Raw genomic sequence first — 18,214 nt, forward strand, 5'->3', positions numbered from 1 at the left:
TCCCTTCGGATTATTTATATCCGAACTTTATATATTAGATAATTACAGCTTTTTGTACTACCTCTACTAGACGGAAACGTTTCGTCGCTGATAATGGACGAGTTTCCATGATTTTCACGATGTCGCCTGTTTTAGCAAGACCGTTTTCATCATGTGCTTTGTACTTTTTAGAGTACTTTACACGTTTACCGTAAAGTGGGTGAGTTTTGTAAGTTTCCACTAGTACAGTGATTGTTTTGTCCATTTTGTCAGAAACAACACGGCCTTGGTATACCTTACGTTGGTTACGTTCACTCATTCCCGCGAACCTCCTCTTCATTATTTATTAGAAGCGATCTCTCTCTCGCGAATAACAGTTTTCATACGAGCGATTGACTTACGCACTTCGCGAATACGAGTAGTGTTTTCTAATTGTCCAGTCGCTAATTGAAAGCGTAGGTTGAATAATTCTTCTTTTAAAGATTTCACTTTTTGTTCAATCTCAGCAGTGGTTAGATCACGGATATCATTAGCTTTCATTAGATTCACCACCAATTTCTTCACGTTTTACGAACTTACATTTTACAGGTAACTTGTGAGCTGCTAAGCGTAATGCTTCGCGTGCCACCTCTTCAGATACACCAGAAATTTCAAACATAACTTTTCCTGGTTTAACAACAGCTACCCATCCCTCAGGAGCACCTTTACCGGATCCCATACGTACCTCTAATGGTTTAGCAGTATATGGTTTTGAGGGGAAAATTTTAATCCAAACTTTACCGCCACGTTTCATGTAACGAGTCATAGCACGACGTGCAGCCTCGATTTGACGATTCGTGATCCAAGACGCTTCAAGAGATTGTAAACCGAACTCTCCGAAGTGTACTTCAGTACCGCCTTTAGCTTTTCCGCGCATCTTTCCACGGTGTTCGCGACGATATTTAACGCGTTTTGGCATTAACATAATTATTTTCCTCCTTCCTCAGTTTTCTTCTTCGTAGGAAGGACCTCTCCACGGTAGATCCATACTTTCACACCTAATTTACCGTAAGTTGTATCAGCTTCTGCTGTACCATAGTCAATATCAGCGCGAAGTGTATGAAGTGGAACTGTACCTTCACTGTAATGTTCAGAACGAGCGATGTCTGCTCCGCCTAAACGACCAGATACCATTGTTTTGATACCTTTCGCACCAGCACGCATAGCACGTTGAATAACTTGCTTTTGTGCACGACGGAAAGATACACGATTCTCTAATTGACGAGCAATGTTATCTGCAACTAACTTAGCGTCTAAGTCAGCTCTCTTAATTTCTAAAATGTTGATGTGTACACGTTTACCAGTTAACTGGTTTAAAGCTTTACGTAAAGCTTCAACTTCTGTACCACCTTTACCAATAACCATACCAGGTTTTGCAGTATGAACAGTTACATTTAAGCGGTTTGCCGCACGCTCGATTTCTACTTTAGAAACTGACGCGTCATGTAAACGTTTTGCAATGTATTCACGGACTTTTATATCTTCATGTAACAGAGTAGCGTAATCTTTCTCTGCGTACCACTTAGACTCCCAGTCACGGATGATTCCTACACGAAGACCGATCGGATTTACCTTTTGACCCACGGATTATCCCTCCTTCTTTTCTGATACCACGATTGTAATGTGGCTAGTACGTTTGTTAATTTGGCTTGCTCTACCCATAGCTCGTGGACGGAAACGTTTTAAAGTTGGACCTTCGTTAACGTATGCTTCCGTTACTAATAAGTTATTAGCATCCATCTCATAGTTGTGCTCTGCGTTTGCAACAGCGGATTTTAGAACCTTTTCGATGATTGGAGAAGCTGCTTTAGGAGTTAACATTAAAATTGATAAAGCTTCACCAACTTGCTTTCCTCGAATTAAATCCATAACTAGACGTGCTTTACGAGGAGCAATACGAACTGTTCTTGCAACAGCTTTAGCTTGCATGTAAATGCCTCCCCTCTAATTAGCGTTTTGTTTTCTTATCATCATTAGCGTGACCTTTGTAAGTACGAGATGGAGCGAATTCTCCAAGCTTGTGACCTACCATATCTTCTGTCACGAATACTGGTACGTGTTTGCGACCATCATAAACAGCGATCGTGTGACCGATGAACTGTGGGAATATAGTAGAACGACGAGACCAAGTTTTTACAACTTGTTTTCCATTCGTTTCATTTAATTGTTCAACTTTCTTGATTAAATGATCATCTACAAAAGGCCCTTTTTTTAAGCTACGACCCATTTGGAAACCTCCCTTCGTGATTGCTCTACGGTTCCTGTGAACCGTAGTACAACCCCGTTATTTTTTACGACGACGAACGATGAATTTATCAGACTTGTTTTTCTTCTTACGAGTTTTGAATCCAAGAGTTGGTTTACCCCAAGGAGTCATTGGTGATTTACGTCCGATTGGTGAGCGTCCTTCACCACCACCGTGTGGGTGATCGTTAGGGTTCATTACAGAACCACGAACTGTTGGGCGGATACCTAACCAACGAGAACGTCCAGCTTTACCAATGTTAATTAATTCGTGTTGTTCGTTACCTACTTGACCTACAGTTGCACGACAAGTAGAAAGAATCATACGAACTTCACCAGAGTTTAAGCGAACTAGTACATATTTACCTTCTTTACCAAGTACTTGCGCAGAAGTACCAGCAGAACGTACTAATTGTCCACCCTTACCAGGTTTTAATTCGATATTGTGGATTACTGTACCAACTGGAATGTTAATTAGTGGTAAAGCATTACCAACTTTAATATCTGCTTCTGGACCAGACATTACAGTTAAACCTACTTCTAAGTTTTTAGGAGCAAGAATGTAACGTTTTTCTCCATCCGCATAGTTAATTAATGCGATGTTTGCAGAACGGTTTGGATCATACTCTATTGTAGCAACGCGTCCTGGTATACCATCTTTATCGCGTTTGAAATCGATGACACGGTATTGACGTTTGTGTCCACCACCTTGGTGACGAACTGTCAATTTACCTTGATTATTACGACCACCTTTTCTCTTAAGAGGTTGTAGTAATGACTTTTCTGGTTTGTCTGTAGTAATCTCAGCGAAATCAGAAACTGTCATTCCACGACGTCCGTTAGAGGTCGGTTTGTACTTTTTAATCGCCATCTTGTTTCCCTCCTTCTTGTTGAATTATTTTTTTATTTATTAAACTTCGAAGAATTCAATCTCTTTGCTATCAGTAGTAAGTGTTACGATAGCTTTTCTACGACGGTTAGTTAATCCGCTGTAACGACCTACACGACGGAATTTACCTTTATAGTTCATGATGTTAACTTTTTCAACTTTTACGCCAAAGATTGCTTCAACAGCGTCTTTTACTTCAGTTTTATTAGATTTAACATCAACTTCGAATGTATATTTCTTTTCTGCCATTAAGTCAGTAGAACGCTCAGTAATCACGGGGCGCTTAAGAACATCACGATGATCTCTCATTATGCAAGCACCTCCTCTAATTTTTGAACAGCGTCTTTCGTAAAGATTACTTTGTCATGGTTTACAACGTCTAATACGTTCACTCCGTTTGCAGATACTACAGTTACACCAGGAATGTTACGCGCTGATAATTCAACGTTTTCAATTGCGTCACCAGTAACGATTAATGCTTTACGGTCAACGTTTAATCCTTTTAATACAGAAATCATTTCTTTTGTTTTTGGAGCATCAAAAGTAATTCCTTCTAATACTAAGAATTCGTTTTCTAATACTTTAGATGATAATGCAGATTTGATAGCTAAGCGACGAACCTTTTTAGGAAGTTTGTAGCTGTAGCTTCTTGGTGTAGGACCGAATACGATACCACCACCACGCCATTGTGGAGAACGGATTGAACCTTGACGAGCACGACCTGTACCTTTTTGTTTCCAAGGCTTACGTCCACCGCCCGCAACTTCCGAACGTCCTTTTACTTTGTGAGTTCCTTGACGTTGAGATGCTCTTTGCATCATGATAGCGTCAAATAATACAGCATTGTTTGGTTCAATACCGAACACAGTATCATTTAACTCGATTTCGCCAACTTGAGAACCTGTTTGGTTGTATAATGCTACTTTAGGCATTTGTAGTTCCTCCTTTCCTGTTCAATTACTTAGCTTTAACAGCAGCTTTAACTGTGATTAATGCTTTTTTAGGACCTGGTACGTTACCTTTAACTAATAATAAGTTACGTTCAGTGTCTACACTAACGATTTCAAGGTTTTGGATAGTAATGCGATCTCCACCCATACGTCCAGGTAATAATTTACCTTTGAATACACGGTTTGGAGCTACAGGACCCATCGAACCAACGCGACGGTGATAACGAGAACCATGAGACATTGGACCACGAGATTGTCCATGACGCTTAATAGCACCTTGGAAACCTTTACCCTTTGATACTCCAGTTACGTCTACCGCATCGCCTTTTGCGAAAATATCAACTTTGACTTCTTGACCAACTTCGTACCCTTCTAAGCCATCAATCTCACGAATGAAGCGCTTAGGTGTTGTACTAGCTTTTGTTGCATGACCTTGTTCAGGTTTGTTTGATAACTTTTCACGCTTATCTTCAAAACCTAATTGAATAGCTACATATCCATCAGTTTCAACTGTTTTCTTTTGAAGTACTACGTTTGGAGCAGCTTCGATAACAGTTACCGGGATAAGATCACCGTTTTCAGCGAAAACTTGAGTCATACCGATTTTTCTTCCTAAGATTCCTTTGGTCATAAGTCACACCTCCTAATAATATAAGTATTTATTCATTAAAGTTTAATTTCAATGTCTACACCAGACGGTAAGTCTAAACGCATTAACGAATCTACAGTTTGTGGTGTAGGGTTTACGATATCGATTAAGCGCTTATGTGTGCGCATTTCAAATTGCTCACGAGAATCTTTGTATTTGTGTACCGCACGTAAGATTGTGTAAACAGATCTTTCTGTCGGTAATGGAATTGGACCAGATACAGTTGCACCAGAACGTTTTGCAGTTTCAACGATCTTTTCAGCTGATTGATCTAAAATTCTGTGATCATAAGCTTTTAAACGAATACGAATTTTTTCTTTTGCCATTATTTTCCCTCCTTCTTTCGCCTATATTTACTCATAGACATTCTCCGCGGAAATTAACCTGCACACTCGCCATGGCAAAGCGGCCGGGTGTGTCAGCAACCTTCCGTTTCATCGCAAGTCAAAGACCAACATTATAAATTATACATGATGTTTTAACATAATGCAAATGTTTTTTTAATGTAACTGTGAGCACTTAATTATTATAACTACATCGTGGTAAGAATGCAACCTAAGTTGTATTAGATTTATGCAATCATTTATTTCCAGTTTGGGTTTTAATGTTTTTGCACTGATAACGCTTGGATTTATATAGAGAAGATTAAAGTTCGATTAATTTATAATTGAGTGATTTTCATAAAGTACAATTACTAAACGAAAAACGATTATAAACCTATTCATTATTATAATTAACGTTATATATCGAACGTTATTTAATTGTAATTAACAGAACATTCGTTTTTCACTAAACGAACAGCAATTATGAAATTGATTCAATTACTAGTTGTTTGTATTAAAATCGAGTTCCTTCTATATAAATATATGTAAACAAATATACTAATTAAGTTAGCTTATGAACTTCTATTCGAGTTATAGATTAAAAGTCTAATTCCTGGGAGAGTTTTACTTACTATGTATTATTAATATACTTGTAACACTATATATAGCTTTTGATTCACTTTAGATCTTTTATAATATACTCTGGGGACTTTATGCAAAATCTTATTGGTTTGATGATACACCTCACATGCTTCTGGATACATGTTATGCTTTTACGCTACCTCAAACTTTTATATTCAGCAGTATATTTTCAATAATTTGAGAGATATTAAATATTCATATAAAAAAAGCTGACGTGTAAACACGTCAGCTTTTTTAAACAAAAATTACTCTTGAATTGTAGCTACTACTCCAGCACCTACAGTACGTCCACCCTCACGGATAGAGAACTTAGTACCTTCTTCGATAGCGATTGGAGCAATTAGTTCAACAGTCATCTCGATGTTGTCACCAGGCATAACCATTTCTACGCCTTCAGGTAAGTTACAAATACCAGTTACGTCAGTTGTACGGAAGTAGAACTGAGGACGGTAGTTTGTGAAGAATGGAGTATGACGTCCACCTTCTTCTTTAGATAAAACGTAAACTTCAGCTTTGAACTTTGTGTGTGGAGTAATTGTACCAGGCTTAGCTAATACTTGTCCACGTTGGATGTCGTCACGAGCAACTCCACGAAGAAGTGCACCGATGTTGTCTCCAGCTTCAGCATAGTCAAGAAGCTTACGGAACATTTCTACTCCAGTTACTGTAGTAGATTTAGGCTCTTCAGTTAAACCGATGATGTCGATAACGTCACCAACTTTAACTTGTCCACGCTCAACACGTCCTGTAGCAACTGTACCACGACCTGTGATTGAGAATACGTCCTCAACTGGCATCATGAATGGCTTTTCAGTGTCACGAGCAGGAGTTGGAATGTACTCATCTACAGCGTTCATTAATTCAACGATTTTCTCTTCCCACTCAGCATTTCCTTCAAGAGCTTTAAGAGCAGAACCTTTGATTACAGGGATGTCGTCTCCAGGGAAATCGTACTCAGATAATAAGTCACGTACTTCCATTTCAACTAATTCTAATAATTCTTCGTCGTCTACCATGTCACACTTGTTCATGAATACAACAAGGTAAGGTACACCTACTTGACGAGATAAAAGAATGTGCTCACGAGTTTGTGGCATTGGACCATCAGCAGCAGATACTACTAAGATTCCGCCGTCCATTTGAGCAGCACCAGTGATCATGTTTTTAACATAGTCAGCATGTCCTGGGCAGTCAACGTGTGCATAGTGACGGTTTTCAGTTTCGTACTCAACGTGAGCTGTAGAAATAGTGATTCCACGCTCTCTTTCTTCTGGAGCTGCGTCGATCATGTCATAAGCCATTGCAGCACCTTTACCACTACGCTTAGCAAGAACAGTAGTGATTGCAGCTGTTAAAGTTGTTTTACCATGGTCAACGTGTCCGATTGTACCGATATTAGCATGAGTCTTGGATCTATCGAATTTTTCTTTACCCATTAGTATATCCTCCTTGAATTTCAATGAAATTTTTATTTTATATGAGATGGTAATAAATAGAACCACTTATTACCCTACATACTATTTATAAAACAAGTTTAGGCGAAAATCAATTATTCACCTTTATTTTTTTTGATGATTTCTTCTGAAATCGATTTAGGTACTTCTTCGTAGTGGTCAAAGTGCATTGTAAATACTCCGCGACCTTGAGTGTTTGAGCGTAATGCAGTTGCATATCCGAACATTTCAGATAGTGGAACCATAGAGCGAACAACTTGAGCGTTACCGCGTGCTTCCATACCTTCTACACGTCCACGACGAGATGTAATACCACCCATGATATCACCCATGTACTCTTCAGGAGTTACTACTTCAACTTTCATAACTGGCTCTAAAATTACTGGGTTACATTTTGATACTGCGTTTTTAAGTGCTAAAGAAGCAGCTACTTTGAACGCCATCTCACTTGAGTCAACATCATGGTAAGAACCATCTACTAATGCAGCTTTAACATCGATTAATGGGTAACCAGCTAATACACCGTTTGCCATTGAGTCTTCTAGACCAGCTTGTACAGCAGGAACGTATTCACGTGGTACTACACCACCAACGATTTTGTTTTCAAACTCAAAACCTTTTCCTTCTTCGTTCGGTTCAAATTCGATCCAAACGTGTCCGAATTGCCCACGACCACCAGATTGACGAGCGAATTTACCTTCTACTCGAGCAGATCCACGGAACGTTTCACGGTATGCTACTTGAGGAGCACCAACGTTTGCTTCTACTTTGAACTCACGCTTCATACGATCAACTAGGATGTCTAGGTGAAGCTCACCCATACCTGCGATGATTGTTTGACCCGTTTCTTGGTCAGTATGTGCACGGAAAGTAGGATCTTCTTCTTGTAGTTTTTGTAATGCAGTAGTCATTTTGTCTTGGTCTGCTTTAGATTTTGGTTCAACTGATAACTGGATAACCGGCTCAGGGAATTCCATAGACTCAAGAATAACTTGGTTTTTGTCATCACAAAGCGTGTCACCAGTAGTAGTGTCTTTTAATCCAACTGCAGCAGCGATATCACCAGCATAAACAACAGGAATCTCTTCACGGCTGTTTGCATGCATTTGCAGGATACGTCCTACACGCTCACGCTTACCTTTAGATGAGTTAATTACATAAGAACCTGAGTTTAATGTACCTGAGTACACACGGAAAAACGTTAACTTACCAACATAAGGGTCAGTCATAACTTTGAATGCTAGTGCAGCGAACGGTGCCTCATCACTAGATTCACGGATAATTTCTTCCTCCGTATCGGGAACGATACCTTTAATTGAAGGTACATCAGTTGGCGCAGGTAAGTAATCAATTACCGCGTCAAGCATTAATTGTACCCCTTTATTTTTGAATGCAGAACCACAGATTACAGGGTAGAATTCAACGTTACATGTACCTTTACGGATTGCAGCTTTGATTTCTTCCTTTGTAAGTTCTTCACCCTCTAAATATTTCATCATTAACTCTTCGTCTAATTCAGCAACAGCTTCAATTAAGCTATTACGGTACTCTTCTGCTTGCTCTTTGTATTCATCAGGAATTTCAACCGCATCAGAACGAGTACCTAAGTCATCTTCGTAGAAGTATGCTACGTTTTCAACTAGGTCAATGATACCTTCGAACTGGTCTTCTGCACCAATTGGAAGTTGAATCGGGTGTGCGTTGGCTTGAAGACGATCATGGATTGTACCTACAGAGTATAAGAAATCTGCACCGATTTTGTCCATTTTGTTAACGAACACGACACGTGGTACCCCGTAAGTTGTAGCTTGGCGCCAAACTGTTTCAGTTTGAGGCTCAACACCAGATTGTGCATCAAGTACTGCTACAGCTCCATCAAGTACACGCAAAGAACGTTCTACTTCAACAGTGAAGTCTACGTGTCCTGGTGTATCGATAATGTTTACGCGGTGTCCTTTCCATTGAGCTGTTGTAGCAGCAGAAGTGATAGTAATACCACGTTCTTGCTCTTGCTCCATCCAGTCCATTTGAGAAGCACCTTCATGTGTTTCACCAATTTTGTGAATACGTCCAGTGTAGAATAAAACACGCTCAGTTGTAGTTGTTTTACCAGCATCGATGTGAGCCATGATACCGATATTACGCGTGTTATTCAAGGAGAACTCTCTTGCCATTTGGGTATTTCTCCTTCCTATTTAAGTATCGTTTTATAATTACATCTAAAACTGCTATGTAGCTACATAACAGTTTTAGATGGTATGTTATCCTACCAAGAGAAATTCAAAGCTTTTACTATAGGAAAAGCTTTGAATCCTACCAACGGTAGTGAGCGAATGCTTTGTTTGCTTCCGCCATTTTGTGCATATCTTCACGTTTCTTAACAGCTGCACCAGTGTTGTTAGCAGCATCTAAGATTTCGTTAGCTAAACGCTCTTCCATCGTTTTCTCACCGCGAAGACGAGAGTAGTTTGTTAAGTAACGAAGACCTAGAGTAACACGACGATCAGGACGAACCTCAACTGGTACTTGGTAGTTTGCACCACCAACACGACGCGCTCTTACTTCAAGAACTGGCATGATGTTTTTCAGTGCAGTTTCAAACACTTCCATTGCATCTTTACCAGAACGCTCAGCAACTAAGTTGAATGCGTTGTAAATAATAGCTTGAGATTTTCCTTTTTTACCATCGATCATCATTTTGTTGATTAAACGTGTAACTAATTTTGAGTTATATAACGGATCAGGTAACACGTCTCTTTTTGCAACAGGACCTTTACGTGGCATAATATTTCCTCCTTTCAAGTAAGTTTATACTTAAAGTTTTATTATTTTTTCGGTGCTTTTGGTCTCTTTGTTCCGTATTTAGAACGACCTTGCATACGGTTGTTTACTCCAGCAGTGTCAAGTGCACCACGAACGATGTGGTAACGTACCCCTGGTAAGTCTTTTACACGACCGCCACGGATTAACACTACACTGTGCTCTTGTAGGTTATGTCCGATACCTGGGATATAAGCAGTTACCTCGATGCCGTTTGTTAAACGAACACGCGCATATTTACGTAATGCTGAGTTCGGTTTCTTTGGCGTCATTGTACCCACACGAGTACATACTCCACGTTTTTGTGGAGAAGACACGTCAGTTTGTGACTTTTTGAAGCTGTTGTAACCTTTATTTAAAGCAGGTGATTTTGACTTCACCACTTTACTTGCACGACCTTTACGTACTAATTGGTTAATAGTAGGCATTTGTATTTCCTCCTCCCTCAATTTTTAAGACCACACATCCAGGTGGTTCATTTTAAAACAAAAAACAAAGTTTTTGCAAACAATTTACAAAAACAGTTTTTATCTAATTATTGCAACAGCTGCAGCTCCTACTTCAATTCCGCAAGCTTTGCCAAGCTTTTTCATAGAATCTACCTTTGTGATAGGAATTTTGCATTCATTGGCAGTTTGGATAACTTTATACGTTACTTTCGCATCAGCATCTTCCGCAATGATCACTTCTGTAGCTGTTCCTGCTTTCAGCGCCTTCACTGATTGTTTTGTTCCAACAATGAAAGTCGTTGCCTGTCTCACTTTATCATAAGACATATAATATATCCTCCAAAGTTACAGGTTATATAAGCACCTTTGCTATATTACCATCATAATTTTTAATTGTCAACTAGTTTTGCAATAACATTAAAAAGAAGGTGACCTGTAGAACCTGATTAAACACATGAATGTTTAATCAGGTTCTAGCTTTTGGTCAACCTACTCTACTATTCTACAGTTACAGGCTCTTCTTGACCAACTTCTTTAGTAAGTTCAAATTTACGGTAACGGTTCATACCAGTACCAGCTGGAACAAGTTTACCAATAATTACATTTTCTTTTAATCCTAGAAGTTCATCTCGCTTACCTTTAATTGCAGCATCTGTAAGTACACGAGTCGTCTCTTGGAACGATGCCGCCGATAAGAACGAGTCAGTTTCAAGAGATGCTTTTGTAATACCAAGTAGTACAGGGCGAGCTGTTGCAGGAACTTTGCCTTGTAGAATGACTTTTTCGTTCGCATCAGTAAATTGGTGGATTTCTAGTAATGTTCCTGGTAATACATCCGTATCTCCAGCATCGATTACGCGAACTTTACGAAGCATTTGACGTACCATTACTTCAACGTGCTTATCCCCAATTTCTACACCTTGCATACGGTATACTTTTTGAACTTCAAGCAATAAATATTCTTGTACTGCTGTCATGTCTTTTACTTTCAATAATTCTTTCGGATCGATAGAACCTTCCGTTAAAACTTGACCTCGTACAACCTCTGCATTCACAGCAACTTTTAGTCTTGCTGTATAAGGTGCAGTATATGTTCTAGTTTCAACTTCGCCTCTAACTGTTATCTCATGTTGACGATCTCTGCCTTCATTAACAGCCGTAACAACCCCATCAATTTCAGAGATAACTGCTTGACCTTTAGGATTACGTGCTTCAAACAGCTCTTGAATACGCGGTAAACCTTGAGTGATATCGTCTCCCGCAACCCCACCTGTATGGAATGTACGCATCGTTAACTGAGTTCCTGGCTCCCCGATAGATTGAGCAGCAATAATACCAACAGCTTCTCCTACCTCTACCTCTAATCCAGTCGCTAAGTTACGACCATAACACTTCTTACATACTCCGTGGCGAGTGTTACACGTAAATACGGAACGAATCCATACGTCTTCAATCCCAGCATCTATGACTTGTTGCGCGATATCCTCAGTCACTAATCCATTTTCAGCTACTAACACTTCTCCTGTTTCTGGGTGCTTAATAGCTTTTCTAACATAACGTCCAATTAGACGCTCATCAAGTCTCTCTACTACTTCAGTGCCATCTTTTAATGATGCTACGTGTAAACCGCGGTCAGTACCGCAATCTTCTTCACGCACAATAACATCTTGAGCAACGTCAACTAGACGACGCGTTAAGTATCCGGAATCAGCAGTTTTTAGAGCAGTATCGGCAAGGCCTTTACGTGCACCGTGAGTCGAGATGAAGTATTCTAATACCGTTAAACCTTCGCGGAAACTTGATTTAATCGGTAACTCAATGATTCGCCCAGACGGGTTGGCCATTAGTCCACGCATACCAGCTAACTGTGTAAAGTTAGATGCGTTACCACGGGCTCCCGAGTCACTCATCATGAATATATGGTTCGAGTTAGGTAATGAGTTCATTAATTTTGCTTGGATAGCATCTTTACATGCGCTCCAGATCGCAATAACTCTGTCATATCGTTCTTCTTCCGTAATCAAACCACGACGGAACTGCTTTAGAACTGTATCAACTTTTGTTTGAGATTCTTTAAGCATCTCATCTTTTTCAGCTAATACAACGATGTCAGCAACACCAACTGTAATACCTGCTTTAGTTGAGTATTTAAATCCTAAATCTTTCATGCGGTCAAGCATGCGAGATGTTTCTGTAATCTTAAAGTTTTTAAACACTTCAGCGATAACATTCCCTAAGATTTTTTTCTTAAATGGCTCTACAAGCGGTTGGCTAGCAATTAATTCTTTAACGTTTGCACCTTTTTCCACGAAATATTTCTGAGGCGTTTCTTGCTCTAGATTATATCTAGTAGGCTCATTAATATAAGGGAATGATCTAGGTAAGATCTCGTTGAAAACTAATTTACCAACAGTCGTTATTAGCAATTGTTTGTTTTGTTCCTCTGTAAATGTTTCGTTATTTAAAGATCCAGCATGTACCGCGACACGAGAGTGCAAATGAACAAAACCATTTTGGTATGCTAATAATGCTTCGTTTGTGTCTTTGAAAACCATGCCTTCTCCAGTTGCATTCTCACGTTCTAATGTTAAGTAGTAGTTACCAAGTACCATATCCTGGGACGGAGTAACAACTGGCTTCCCATCTTTCGGGTTAAGAATGTTTTGTGCTGCTAACATTAAGATTCTAGCTTCAGCTTGTGCTTCTGCAGAAAGCGGCACGTGAACAGCCATTTGGTCACCGTCAAAGTCAGCATTGTATGCTGTACATACTAACGGGTGAAGTCTTATTGCGCGACCTTCTACAAGAGTCGGTTCAAACGCTTGGATTCCTAGTCTGTGTAATGTTGGGGCACGGTTCAGTAGTACTGGATGCTCCCTAATAACAGATTCTAATACATCCCAAACTTCAGGTTGAACACGTTCAATTTTACGTTTTGCACTCTTAATGTTGTGAGCTAATCCTCTTTCCACTAACTCTTTCATTACAAATGGTTTGAACAGTTCAAGAGCCATTTCTTTCGGAAGACCACATTGGTACATCTTCAAGTTTGGTCCTACAACGATAACCGAACGGCCTGAGTAGTCAACACGCTTACCTAAAAGGTTTTGACGGAAACGTCCTTGTTTTCCTTTCAACATATGTGAAAGAGATTTTAACGGACGGTTACCAGGTCCTGTTACAGGGCGACCACGACGACCGTTGTCAATCAACGCGTCAACAGCTTCTTGTAACATACGTTTTTCATTTTGTACGATAATACTTGGTGCACCTAAGTCTAATAAACGCTTTAAGCGGTTGTTTCTATTAATAACACGACGATATAAATCGTTTAAGTCAGAAGTAGCAAAGCGGCCACCGTCAAGTTGTACCATTGGGCGTAACTCAGGTGGTATAACAGGAAGCACGTCCAAAATCATCCATGATGGTTCATTGCCAGAACCTCTGAAAGATTCTAATACTTCAAGTCGTTTAATCGCTCTTGTACGACGTTGACCTTGAGCAGTTTTTAACTCCTCTTTCAAACCTTCTACATCTTTCTCTAAATCGATGTCAGATAGTAACTTTTTAATTGCTTCTGCACCCATTGCTGCATGGAATGTATTACCGTATTTTTCACGATACGCGCGATACTCTTTTTCAGAAAGAAGTTGCTTCTTATCTAATGGAGTATCACCAGTTTCTGTTACTACATAAGAAGCAAAGTAAATAACTTCTTCTAGTGCACGTGGGGACATATCTAAAACTAATCCCATACGGCTAGGGATACCTTTAAAGTACCAAATGTGTGTAACAGGAGCTGCTAGTTCAATATGACCCATGCGCTCACGACGTACCTTTGCACGTGTAACTTCTACGCCACATCGATCACAAACTACACCTTTGTAGCGGACACGCTTGTATTTACCACAATGACATTCCCAATCTTTTGTTGGACCAAATATACGTTCACAGAAAAGGCCGTCTTTTTCCGGCTTTAATGTACGATAATTAATTGTTTCTGGTTTTTTAACTTCCCCGTGAGACCAAGATCTGATCTTATCGGGGGAAGCTAAACCAATCTTCATATATTCAAAGTTATTAACATCTAGCAAGGGGCCTACCTCCCTCTTAATCTACAGGTTCTACCCAAATGCTTACCTTTTTATCGTCAACTATTCTTTTGTTACTGTTTCTTTTTCAAGTTCAGGTTTATCTGTTTCAGCAGCTAAATTCTCAGCCGAATTCTCATCGTCATCATCCATGTCTCTCATTTCAATCTCTTGATCGTCACCAGACAGAATTTTAACGTCCATACCTAAACTTTGTAATTCTTTAATTAATACTTTAAACGACTCAGGAACCCCTGGTTCCGGTACGTTCTCACCTTTAACGATTGCCTCATACGTTTTCACACGCCCAACTACATCATCCGATTTTACTGTCAAGATTTCTTGTAGTGTATATGCTGCACCGTATGCTTCTAGTGCCCAAACCTCCATCTCACCGAAACGTTGTCCACCAAACTGTGCTTTACCACCTAATGGCTGTTGCGTTACTAATGAGTAAGGTCCAGTTGAACGAGCGTGAAGTTTATCGTCAACCATGTGCGCAAGTTTAATCATGTACATGATTCCTACGGATACACGGTTATCAAATGGTTCACCTGTTCTACCATCAAATAATACAGTTTTCGCATCACGTGCCATACCTGCTTCATCAAGAGTTGACCATACATCTTCCTCACGAGCACCATCAAATACTGCGGATGCAACGTGAATTCCTAAATATCTAGCAGCCATACCTAAGTGAAGTTCTAGTACTTGCCCGATGTTCATACGAGATGGTACCCCTAATGGATTTAACATGATATCAACCGGAGTTCCATCTGGTAAATAAGGCATATCTTCTTCTGGTAAAATCCTAGAGATTACACCTTTGTTACCGTGACGTCCCGCCATTTTATCTCCTTCAGAAATCTTACGTTTCTGAACGATATAAGCGCGAACAAGTTGGTTTACTCCTGGGGGAAGCTCATCTCCATCTTCACGGTTAAATACTTTTACATCTAAGACGATTCCGCCACCACCGTGTGGTACACGTAAAGAAGTATCACGAACTTCACGAGCTTTTTCTCCAAAGATTGCGTGTAATAGACGCTCTTCAGCAGTTAGTTCTGTTACACCTTTAGGAGTAACTTTACCTACAAGAAGGTCTCCGTCTTTTACTTCTGCACCGATACGGATAATACCACGGTCATCTAAGTTCTTTAAAGCATCTTCCCCTACGTTAGGGATATCTCTTGTAATTTCTTCAGGTCCAAGTTTTGTGTCACGAGATTCAGACTCGTATTCCTCAATATGAACTGAAGTATATACATCGTCTTTTACAAGACGTTCACTCATGATAATAGCATCCTCATAGTTGTATCCATCCCAAGTCATGAATGCAACCATAACGTTTCTACCTAGAGCTAATTCTCCTTTTTCCATTGAAGGACCGTCTGCAAGGATTTCTCCTTTAACAACTTGGTCTCCAACTGAAACGATAGGACGTTGGTTGTAACATGTACCTTGGTTTGAACGAACGAATTTAAGCATGCGGTACTTATCTAAGTCACCTTTTACTTGTTGTCCATCTACTTCTTGAATACGACGCACCCACACTTCACGTGCTTCTACGCGCTCCACAACACCTGGGTGTTTACAAATAACTGCAGCACCAGAGTCTCTTGCTGAAACGTGTTCCATACCTGTACCTACGATTGGTGATTCAGGGTTTAATAAAGGAACAGCTTGACGTTGCATGTTCGCTCCCATTAACGCACGGTTCGAGTCATCATTTTCTAAGAACGGAATACATGCTGTTGCAGCAGATACTACTTGCTTTGGTGATACATCCATATAGTCAATGCGTTCGCGTTTCACAACTGTGTTTTCACCACGGAAACGTGATACTACATTTTCATCTAAAAATTCTCCGTCTTCACCTAAACGAGCATTCGCTTGGGCAACTACGTAGTTATCTTCTTCATCTGCTGTCAAGTAATCAATTTGACTTGTCACTTTTCCTGTGTCTGGATCAACACGACGGTAAGGTGTTTCAATGAAGCCGAATTTATTTACTTTAGCAAATGATGATAAGGAGTTAATTAATCCAATGTTTGGTCCCTCTGGCGTTTCAATTGGACACATACGACCGTAGTGAGAATAGTGAACGTCACGCACTTCGAATCCAGCGCGCTCACGCGTTAATCCACCAGGTCCTAATGCTGAAAGTCTACGTTTATGTGTTAATTCTGCTAGTGGGTTAGTTTGATCCATGAACTGAGATAGCTGTGAACTACCGAAGAACTCTTTAATTGATGCTATTACAGGTCTAATGTTGATTAATTGCTGTGGTGTAATGGTAGCTGTATCTTGAATGGACATTCTTTCACGAACTACACGTTCCATTCTCGATAGACCGATACGGAACTGATTCTGTAATAGTTCTCCAACAGAACGTAAACGTCTGTTACCAAGGTGGTCAATATCATCTGTATCTCCTACGCCATGTAGTAAGTTAAAGAAATAACTAATAGAAGCAATGATATCTGCAGGAGAAATATGTTTTACTTTCTCTTCGATATAACCGTTCCCGATTACTAGAATTTCTTTTTCTCCTTCACTGTCGTTTGGAGCATAGATTTTTATTGGTTGTAATGCTACTTCGTTTGTAATTACACCAGCACTTGGGTGAGATGATTGTAGGTTTACACCATTCTCTAAGTGTGGGATAATTTTGTCCAAGTTTCTGCGGTCTAGTAGTGTACCTTTTTCTACTAAGATTTCTCCTGTTTCATGATCCACTAAAGTTTCCGCAATTCTTTGATTGAATAAACGATTTTTAATATGAAGCTTTTTATTAATCTTGTATCTTCCAACACTTGCTAAATCATAGCGTTTTGGATCAAAGAAACGAGATTCTAATAAACTCTTTGCATTTTCAACCGTAGGTGGTTCACCCGGGCGTAAACGCTCATAAATTTCTAGTAATGCTTTTTCTGTACTTTCCGTATTATCTTTATCAAGTGTATTGCGTAAGTACTCATTATCACCTAATAAGTCGATAATTTCTTGATCCGTACCATATCCAAGCGCACGCAAAAGAACCGTTACTGGTAGTTTACGAGTACGATCGATACGAACGTATACTACATCCTTCGCATCTGTCTCATATTCTAACCAAGCACCACGGTTTGGAATAACAGTAGCAGAGAAACCTTTTTTCCCATTTTTATCTACTTTCCCACTGTAATATACAGATGGAGAGCGAACAAGCTGAGAAACAATAACACGTTCTGCACCGTTAATCACAAAAGTACCAGTATCCGTCATAAGTGGGAAATCTCCCATAAACACATCTTGGTCTTTCACTTCGCCTGTTTCTTTAATAATCAAGCGAACTTTAACACGTAATGGAGCCGAGTATGTAACATCTCTCTCTTTTGATTCTTCTACAACATATTTTGGTTCTCCAAGACTATAATCAATAAATTCTAATGATAGATTTCCAGTGAAATCATCAATAGGGGAAATATCTTGGAACATCTCCCTTAATCCTTCATCTAAAAACCATTGATAGGATGAAGTTTGAATCTCAATTAAATTTGGTAATTCTAACACTTCACTAATGCGAGCATAACTTCTGCGTTGGCGGTGTCGTCCATACTGAACAAGTTGACCTGTCAACTGATTCACCCCTCGTATCAAGCGTAATTAAGAAAAAATTTATGTTTTAACATAAGTATTTCTA

Annotated in this window: 18 protein-coding genes; all 18 read right to left on the minus strand. The window is 39.6% G+C overall.

Annotated elements, in window-relative coordinates:
- Window positions 1-34: 34 nt before the first annotated feature.
- Entirely contained in the window at window positions 35-298 is a 264-nt protein-coding gene (gene rpsQ, locus CDZ89_RS19255; RefSeq protein ID WP_100334343.1) for a 30S ribosomal protein S17, read from the minus strand.
- 20 nt (window positions 299-318) lie between these two features.
- Window positions 319-519 carry a 50S ribosomal protein L29 gene (gene rpmC, locus CDZ89_RS19260; RefSeq protein WP_096155969.1) on the minus strand — a complete coding sequence of 67 codons (201 nt, stop codon included), beginning with the start codon at window positions 517-519 and terminating at the stop codon, window positions 319-321.
- Window positions 509-943, minus strand: a complete 435-nt coding sequence (gene rplP / locus CDZ89_RS19265) for a 50S ribosomal protein L16 (RefSeq protein WP_096155970.1) — start codon at window positions 941-943, stop codon at window positions 509-511. Before rplP ends, rpmC begins: the two co-directional genes overlap by 11 nt.
- Window positions 944-945: 2 nt before the next feature.
- Entirely contained in the window at window positions 946-1,602 is a 657-nt protein-coding gene (gene rpsC, locus CDZ89_RS19270) for a 30S ribosomal protein S3 (RefSeq protein ID WP_096155971.1), read from the minus strand.
- Between the two features lie 3 nt (window positions 1,603-1,605).
- Window positions 1,606-1,947: a 50S ribosomal protein L22 gene (rplV, locus tag CDZ89_RS19275; RefSeq protein ID WP_096155972.1), complete on the minus strand. Its 342-nt coding sequence runs from the start codon at window positions 1,945-1,947 to the stop codon at window positions 1,606-1,608.
- A gap of 19 nt (window positions 1,948-1,966) precedes the next feature.
- A complete protein-coding gene (rpsS, locus tag CDZ89_RS19280) occupies window positions 1,967-2,245 on the minus strand; it encodes a 30S ribosomal protein S19 (protein WP_096155973.1) in 279 nt (92 codons plus the stop codon).
- A gap of 57 nt (window positions 2,246-2,302) precedes the next feature.
- On the minus strand, window positions 2,303-3,133 hold the full coding sequence (gene rplB / locus CDZ89_RS19285; protein WP_096155974.1) for a 50S ribosomal protein L2: 831 nt from the start codon (window positions 3,131-3,133) through the stop codon (window positions 2,303-2,305).
- 39 nt (window positions 3,134-3,172) lie between these two features.
- On the minus strand, window positions 3,173-3,460 hold the full coding sequence (rplW, locus tag CDZ89_RS19290; RefSeq protein ID WP_096155975.1) for a 50S ribosomal protein L23: 288 nt from the start codon (window positions 3,458-3,460) through the stop codon (window positions 3,173-3,175).
- Window positions 3,460-4,083 carry a 50S ribosomal protein L4 gene (gene rplD / locus CDZ89_RS19295; RefSeq protein ID WP_096155976.1) on the minus strand — a complete coding sequence of 208 codons (624 nt, stop codon included), beginning with the start codon at window positions 4,081-4,083 and terminating at the stop codon, window positions 3,460-3,462. The genes rplW and rplD overlap by 1 nt, the downstream gene beginning before the upstream one ends.
- Window positions 4,084-4,108: 25 nt before the next feature.
- A complete protein-coding gene (gene rplC, locus CDZ89_RS19300) occupies window positions 4,109-4,732 on the minus strand; it encodes a 50S ribosomal protein L3 (RefSeq protein ID WP_096155977.1) in 624 nt (207 codons plus the stop codon).
- A 35-nt stretch (window positions 4,733-4,767) separates the two neighbouring features.
- A complete protein-coding gene (rpsJ, locus tag CDZ89_RS19305) occupies window positions 4,768-5,076 on the minus strand; it encodes a 30S ribosomal protein S10 (protein ID WP_096155978.1) in 309 nt (102 codons plus the stop codon).
- An 884-nt stretch (window positions 5,077-5,960) separates the two neighbouring features.
- Window positions 5,961-7,151 carry an elongation factor Tu gene (gene tuf, locus CDZ89_RS19310; RefSeq protein WP_096155979.1) on the minus strand — a complete coding sequence of 397 codons (1,191 nt, stop codon included), beginning with the start codon at window positions 7,149-7,151 and terminating at the stop codon, window positions 5,961-5,963.
- A gap of 113 nt (window positions 7,152-7,264) precedes the next feature.
- Window positions 7,265-9,343: an elongation factor G gene (fusA, locus tag CDZ89_RS19315; protein WP_096155980.1), complete on the minus strand. Its 2,079-nt coding sequence runs from the start codon at window positions 9,341-9,343 to the stop codon at window positions 7,265-7,267.
- Between the two features lie 139 nt (window positions 9,344-9,482).
- Window positions 9,483-9,953 carry a 30S ribosomal protein S7 gene (gene rpsG, locus CDZ89_RS19320; protein WP_096155981.1) on the minus strand — a complete coding sequence of 157 codons (471 nt, stop codon included), beginning with the start codon at window positions 9,951-9,953 and terminating at the stop codon, window positions 9,483-9,485.
- Between the two features lie 41 nt (window positions 9,954-9,994).
- The gene (gene rpsL / locus CDZ89_RS19325) at window positions 9,995-10,417 is read right to left on the minus strand and encodes a 30S ribosomal protein S12 (protein ID WP_096155983.1); all 423 of its coding nucleotides are present in this window, start codon (window positions 10,415-10,417) and stop codon (window positions 9,995-9,997) included.
- A gap of 99 nt (window positions 10,418-10,516) precedes the next feature.
- Window positions 10,517-10,765 (minus strand): 50S ribosomal protein L7ae-like protein, encoded by a 249-nt coding sequence (locus CDZ89_RS19330; protein ID WP_096155984.1) that lies wholly within the window; start codon window positions 10,763-10,765, stop codon window positions 10,517-10,519.
- A 170-nt stretch (window positions 10,766-10,935) separates the two neighbouring features.
- On the minus strand, window positions 10,936-14,532 hold the full coding sequence (rpoC, locus tag CDZ89_RS19335) for a DNA-directed RNA polymerase subunit beta' (protein WP_096155986.1): 3,597 nt from the start codon (window positions 14,530-14,532) through the stop codon (window positions 10,936-10,938).
- Between the two features lie 60 nt (window positions 14,533-14,592).
- On the minus strand, window positions 14,593-18,150 hold the full coding sequence (rpoB, locus tag CDZ89_RS19340; protein WP_096155987.1) for a DNA-directed RNA polymerase subunit beta: 3,558 nt from the start codon (window positions 18,148-18,150) through the stop codon (window positions 14,593-14,595).
- Between the last annotated feature and the right edge of the window lie 64 nt (window positions 18,151-18,214).

Origin of the sequence: Bacillus alkalisoli (genome assembly GCF_002797415.1) — a bacterium.
Taxonomy (GTDB): Bacteria; Bacillota; Bacilli; order Bacillales; family Bacillaceae_I; genus Bacillus_CD; species Bacillus_CD alkalisoli.

What these genes read in the sequence shown, in the direction of transcription:
- rpsQ (WP_100334343.1), bottom strand. Translation starts at nt 298, where the DNA reads ATGAGTGAACGTAACCAACGTAAGGTATACCAAGGCCGTGTTGTTTCT.
- rpmC (WP_096155969.1), bottom strand. Translation starts at nt 519, where the DNA reads ATGAAAGCTAATGATATCCGTGATCTAACCACTGCTGAGATTGAACAA.
- rplP (WP_096155970.1), bottom strand. Translation starts at nt 943, where the DNA reads ATGTTAATGCCAAAACGCGTTAAATATCGTCGCGAACACCGTGGAAAG.
- rplV (WP_096155972.1), bottom strand. Translation starts at nt 1,947, where the DNA reads ATGCAAGCTAAAGCTGTTGCAAGAACAGTTCGTATTGCTCCTCGTAAA.
- rpsS (WP_096155973.1), bottom strand. Translation starts at nt 2,245, where the DNA reads ATGGGTCGTAGCTTAAAAAAAGGGCCTTTTGTAGATGATCATTTAATC.
- rplB (WP_096155974.1), bottom strand. Translation starts at nt 3,133, where the DNA reads ATGGCGATTAAAAAGTACAAACCGACCTCTAACGGACGTCGTGGAATG.
- rplW (WP_096155975.1), bottom strand. Translation starts at nt 3,460, where the DNA reads ATGAGAGATCATCGTGATGTTCTTAAGCGCCCCGTGATTACTGAGCGT.
- rplD (WP_096155976.1), bottom strand. Translation starts at nt 4,083, where the DNA reads ATGCCTAAAGTAGCATTATACAACCAAACAGGTTCTCAAGTTGGCGAA.
- rplC (WP_096155977.1), bottom strand. Translation starts at nt 4,732, where the DNA reads ATGACCAAAGGAATCTTAGGAAGAAAAATCGGTATGACTCAAGTTTTC.
- rpsJ (WP_096155978.1), bottom strand. Translation starts at nt 5,076, where the DNA reads ATGGCAAAAGAAAAAATTCGTATTCGTTTAAAAGCTTATGATCACAGA.
- tuf (WP_096155979.1), bottom strand. Translation starts at nt 7,151, where the DNA reads ATGGGTAAAGAAAAATTCGATAGATCCAAGACTCATGCTAATATCGGT.
- fusA (WP_096155980.1), bottom strand. Translation starts at nt 9,343, where the DNA reads ATGGCAAGAGAGTTCTCCTTGAATAACACGCGTAATATCGGTATCATG.
- rpsG (WP_096155981.1), bottom strand. Translation starts at nt 9,953, where the DNA reads ATGCCACGTAAAGGTCCTGTTGCAAAAAGAGACGTGTTACCTGATCCG.
- rpsL (WP_096155983.1), bottom strand. Translation starts at nt 10,417, where the DNA reads ATGCCTACTATTAACCAATTAGTACGTAAAGGTCGTGCAAGTAAAGTG.
- CDZ89_RS19330 (WP_096155984.1), bottom strand. Translation starts at nt 10,765, where the DNA reads ATGTCTTATGATAAAGTGAGACAGGCAACGACTTTCATTGTTGGAACA.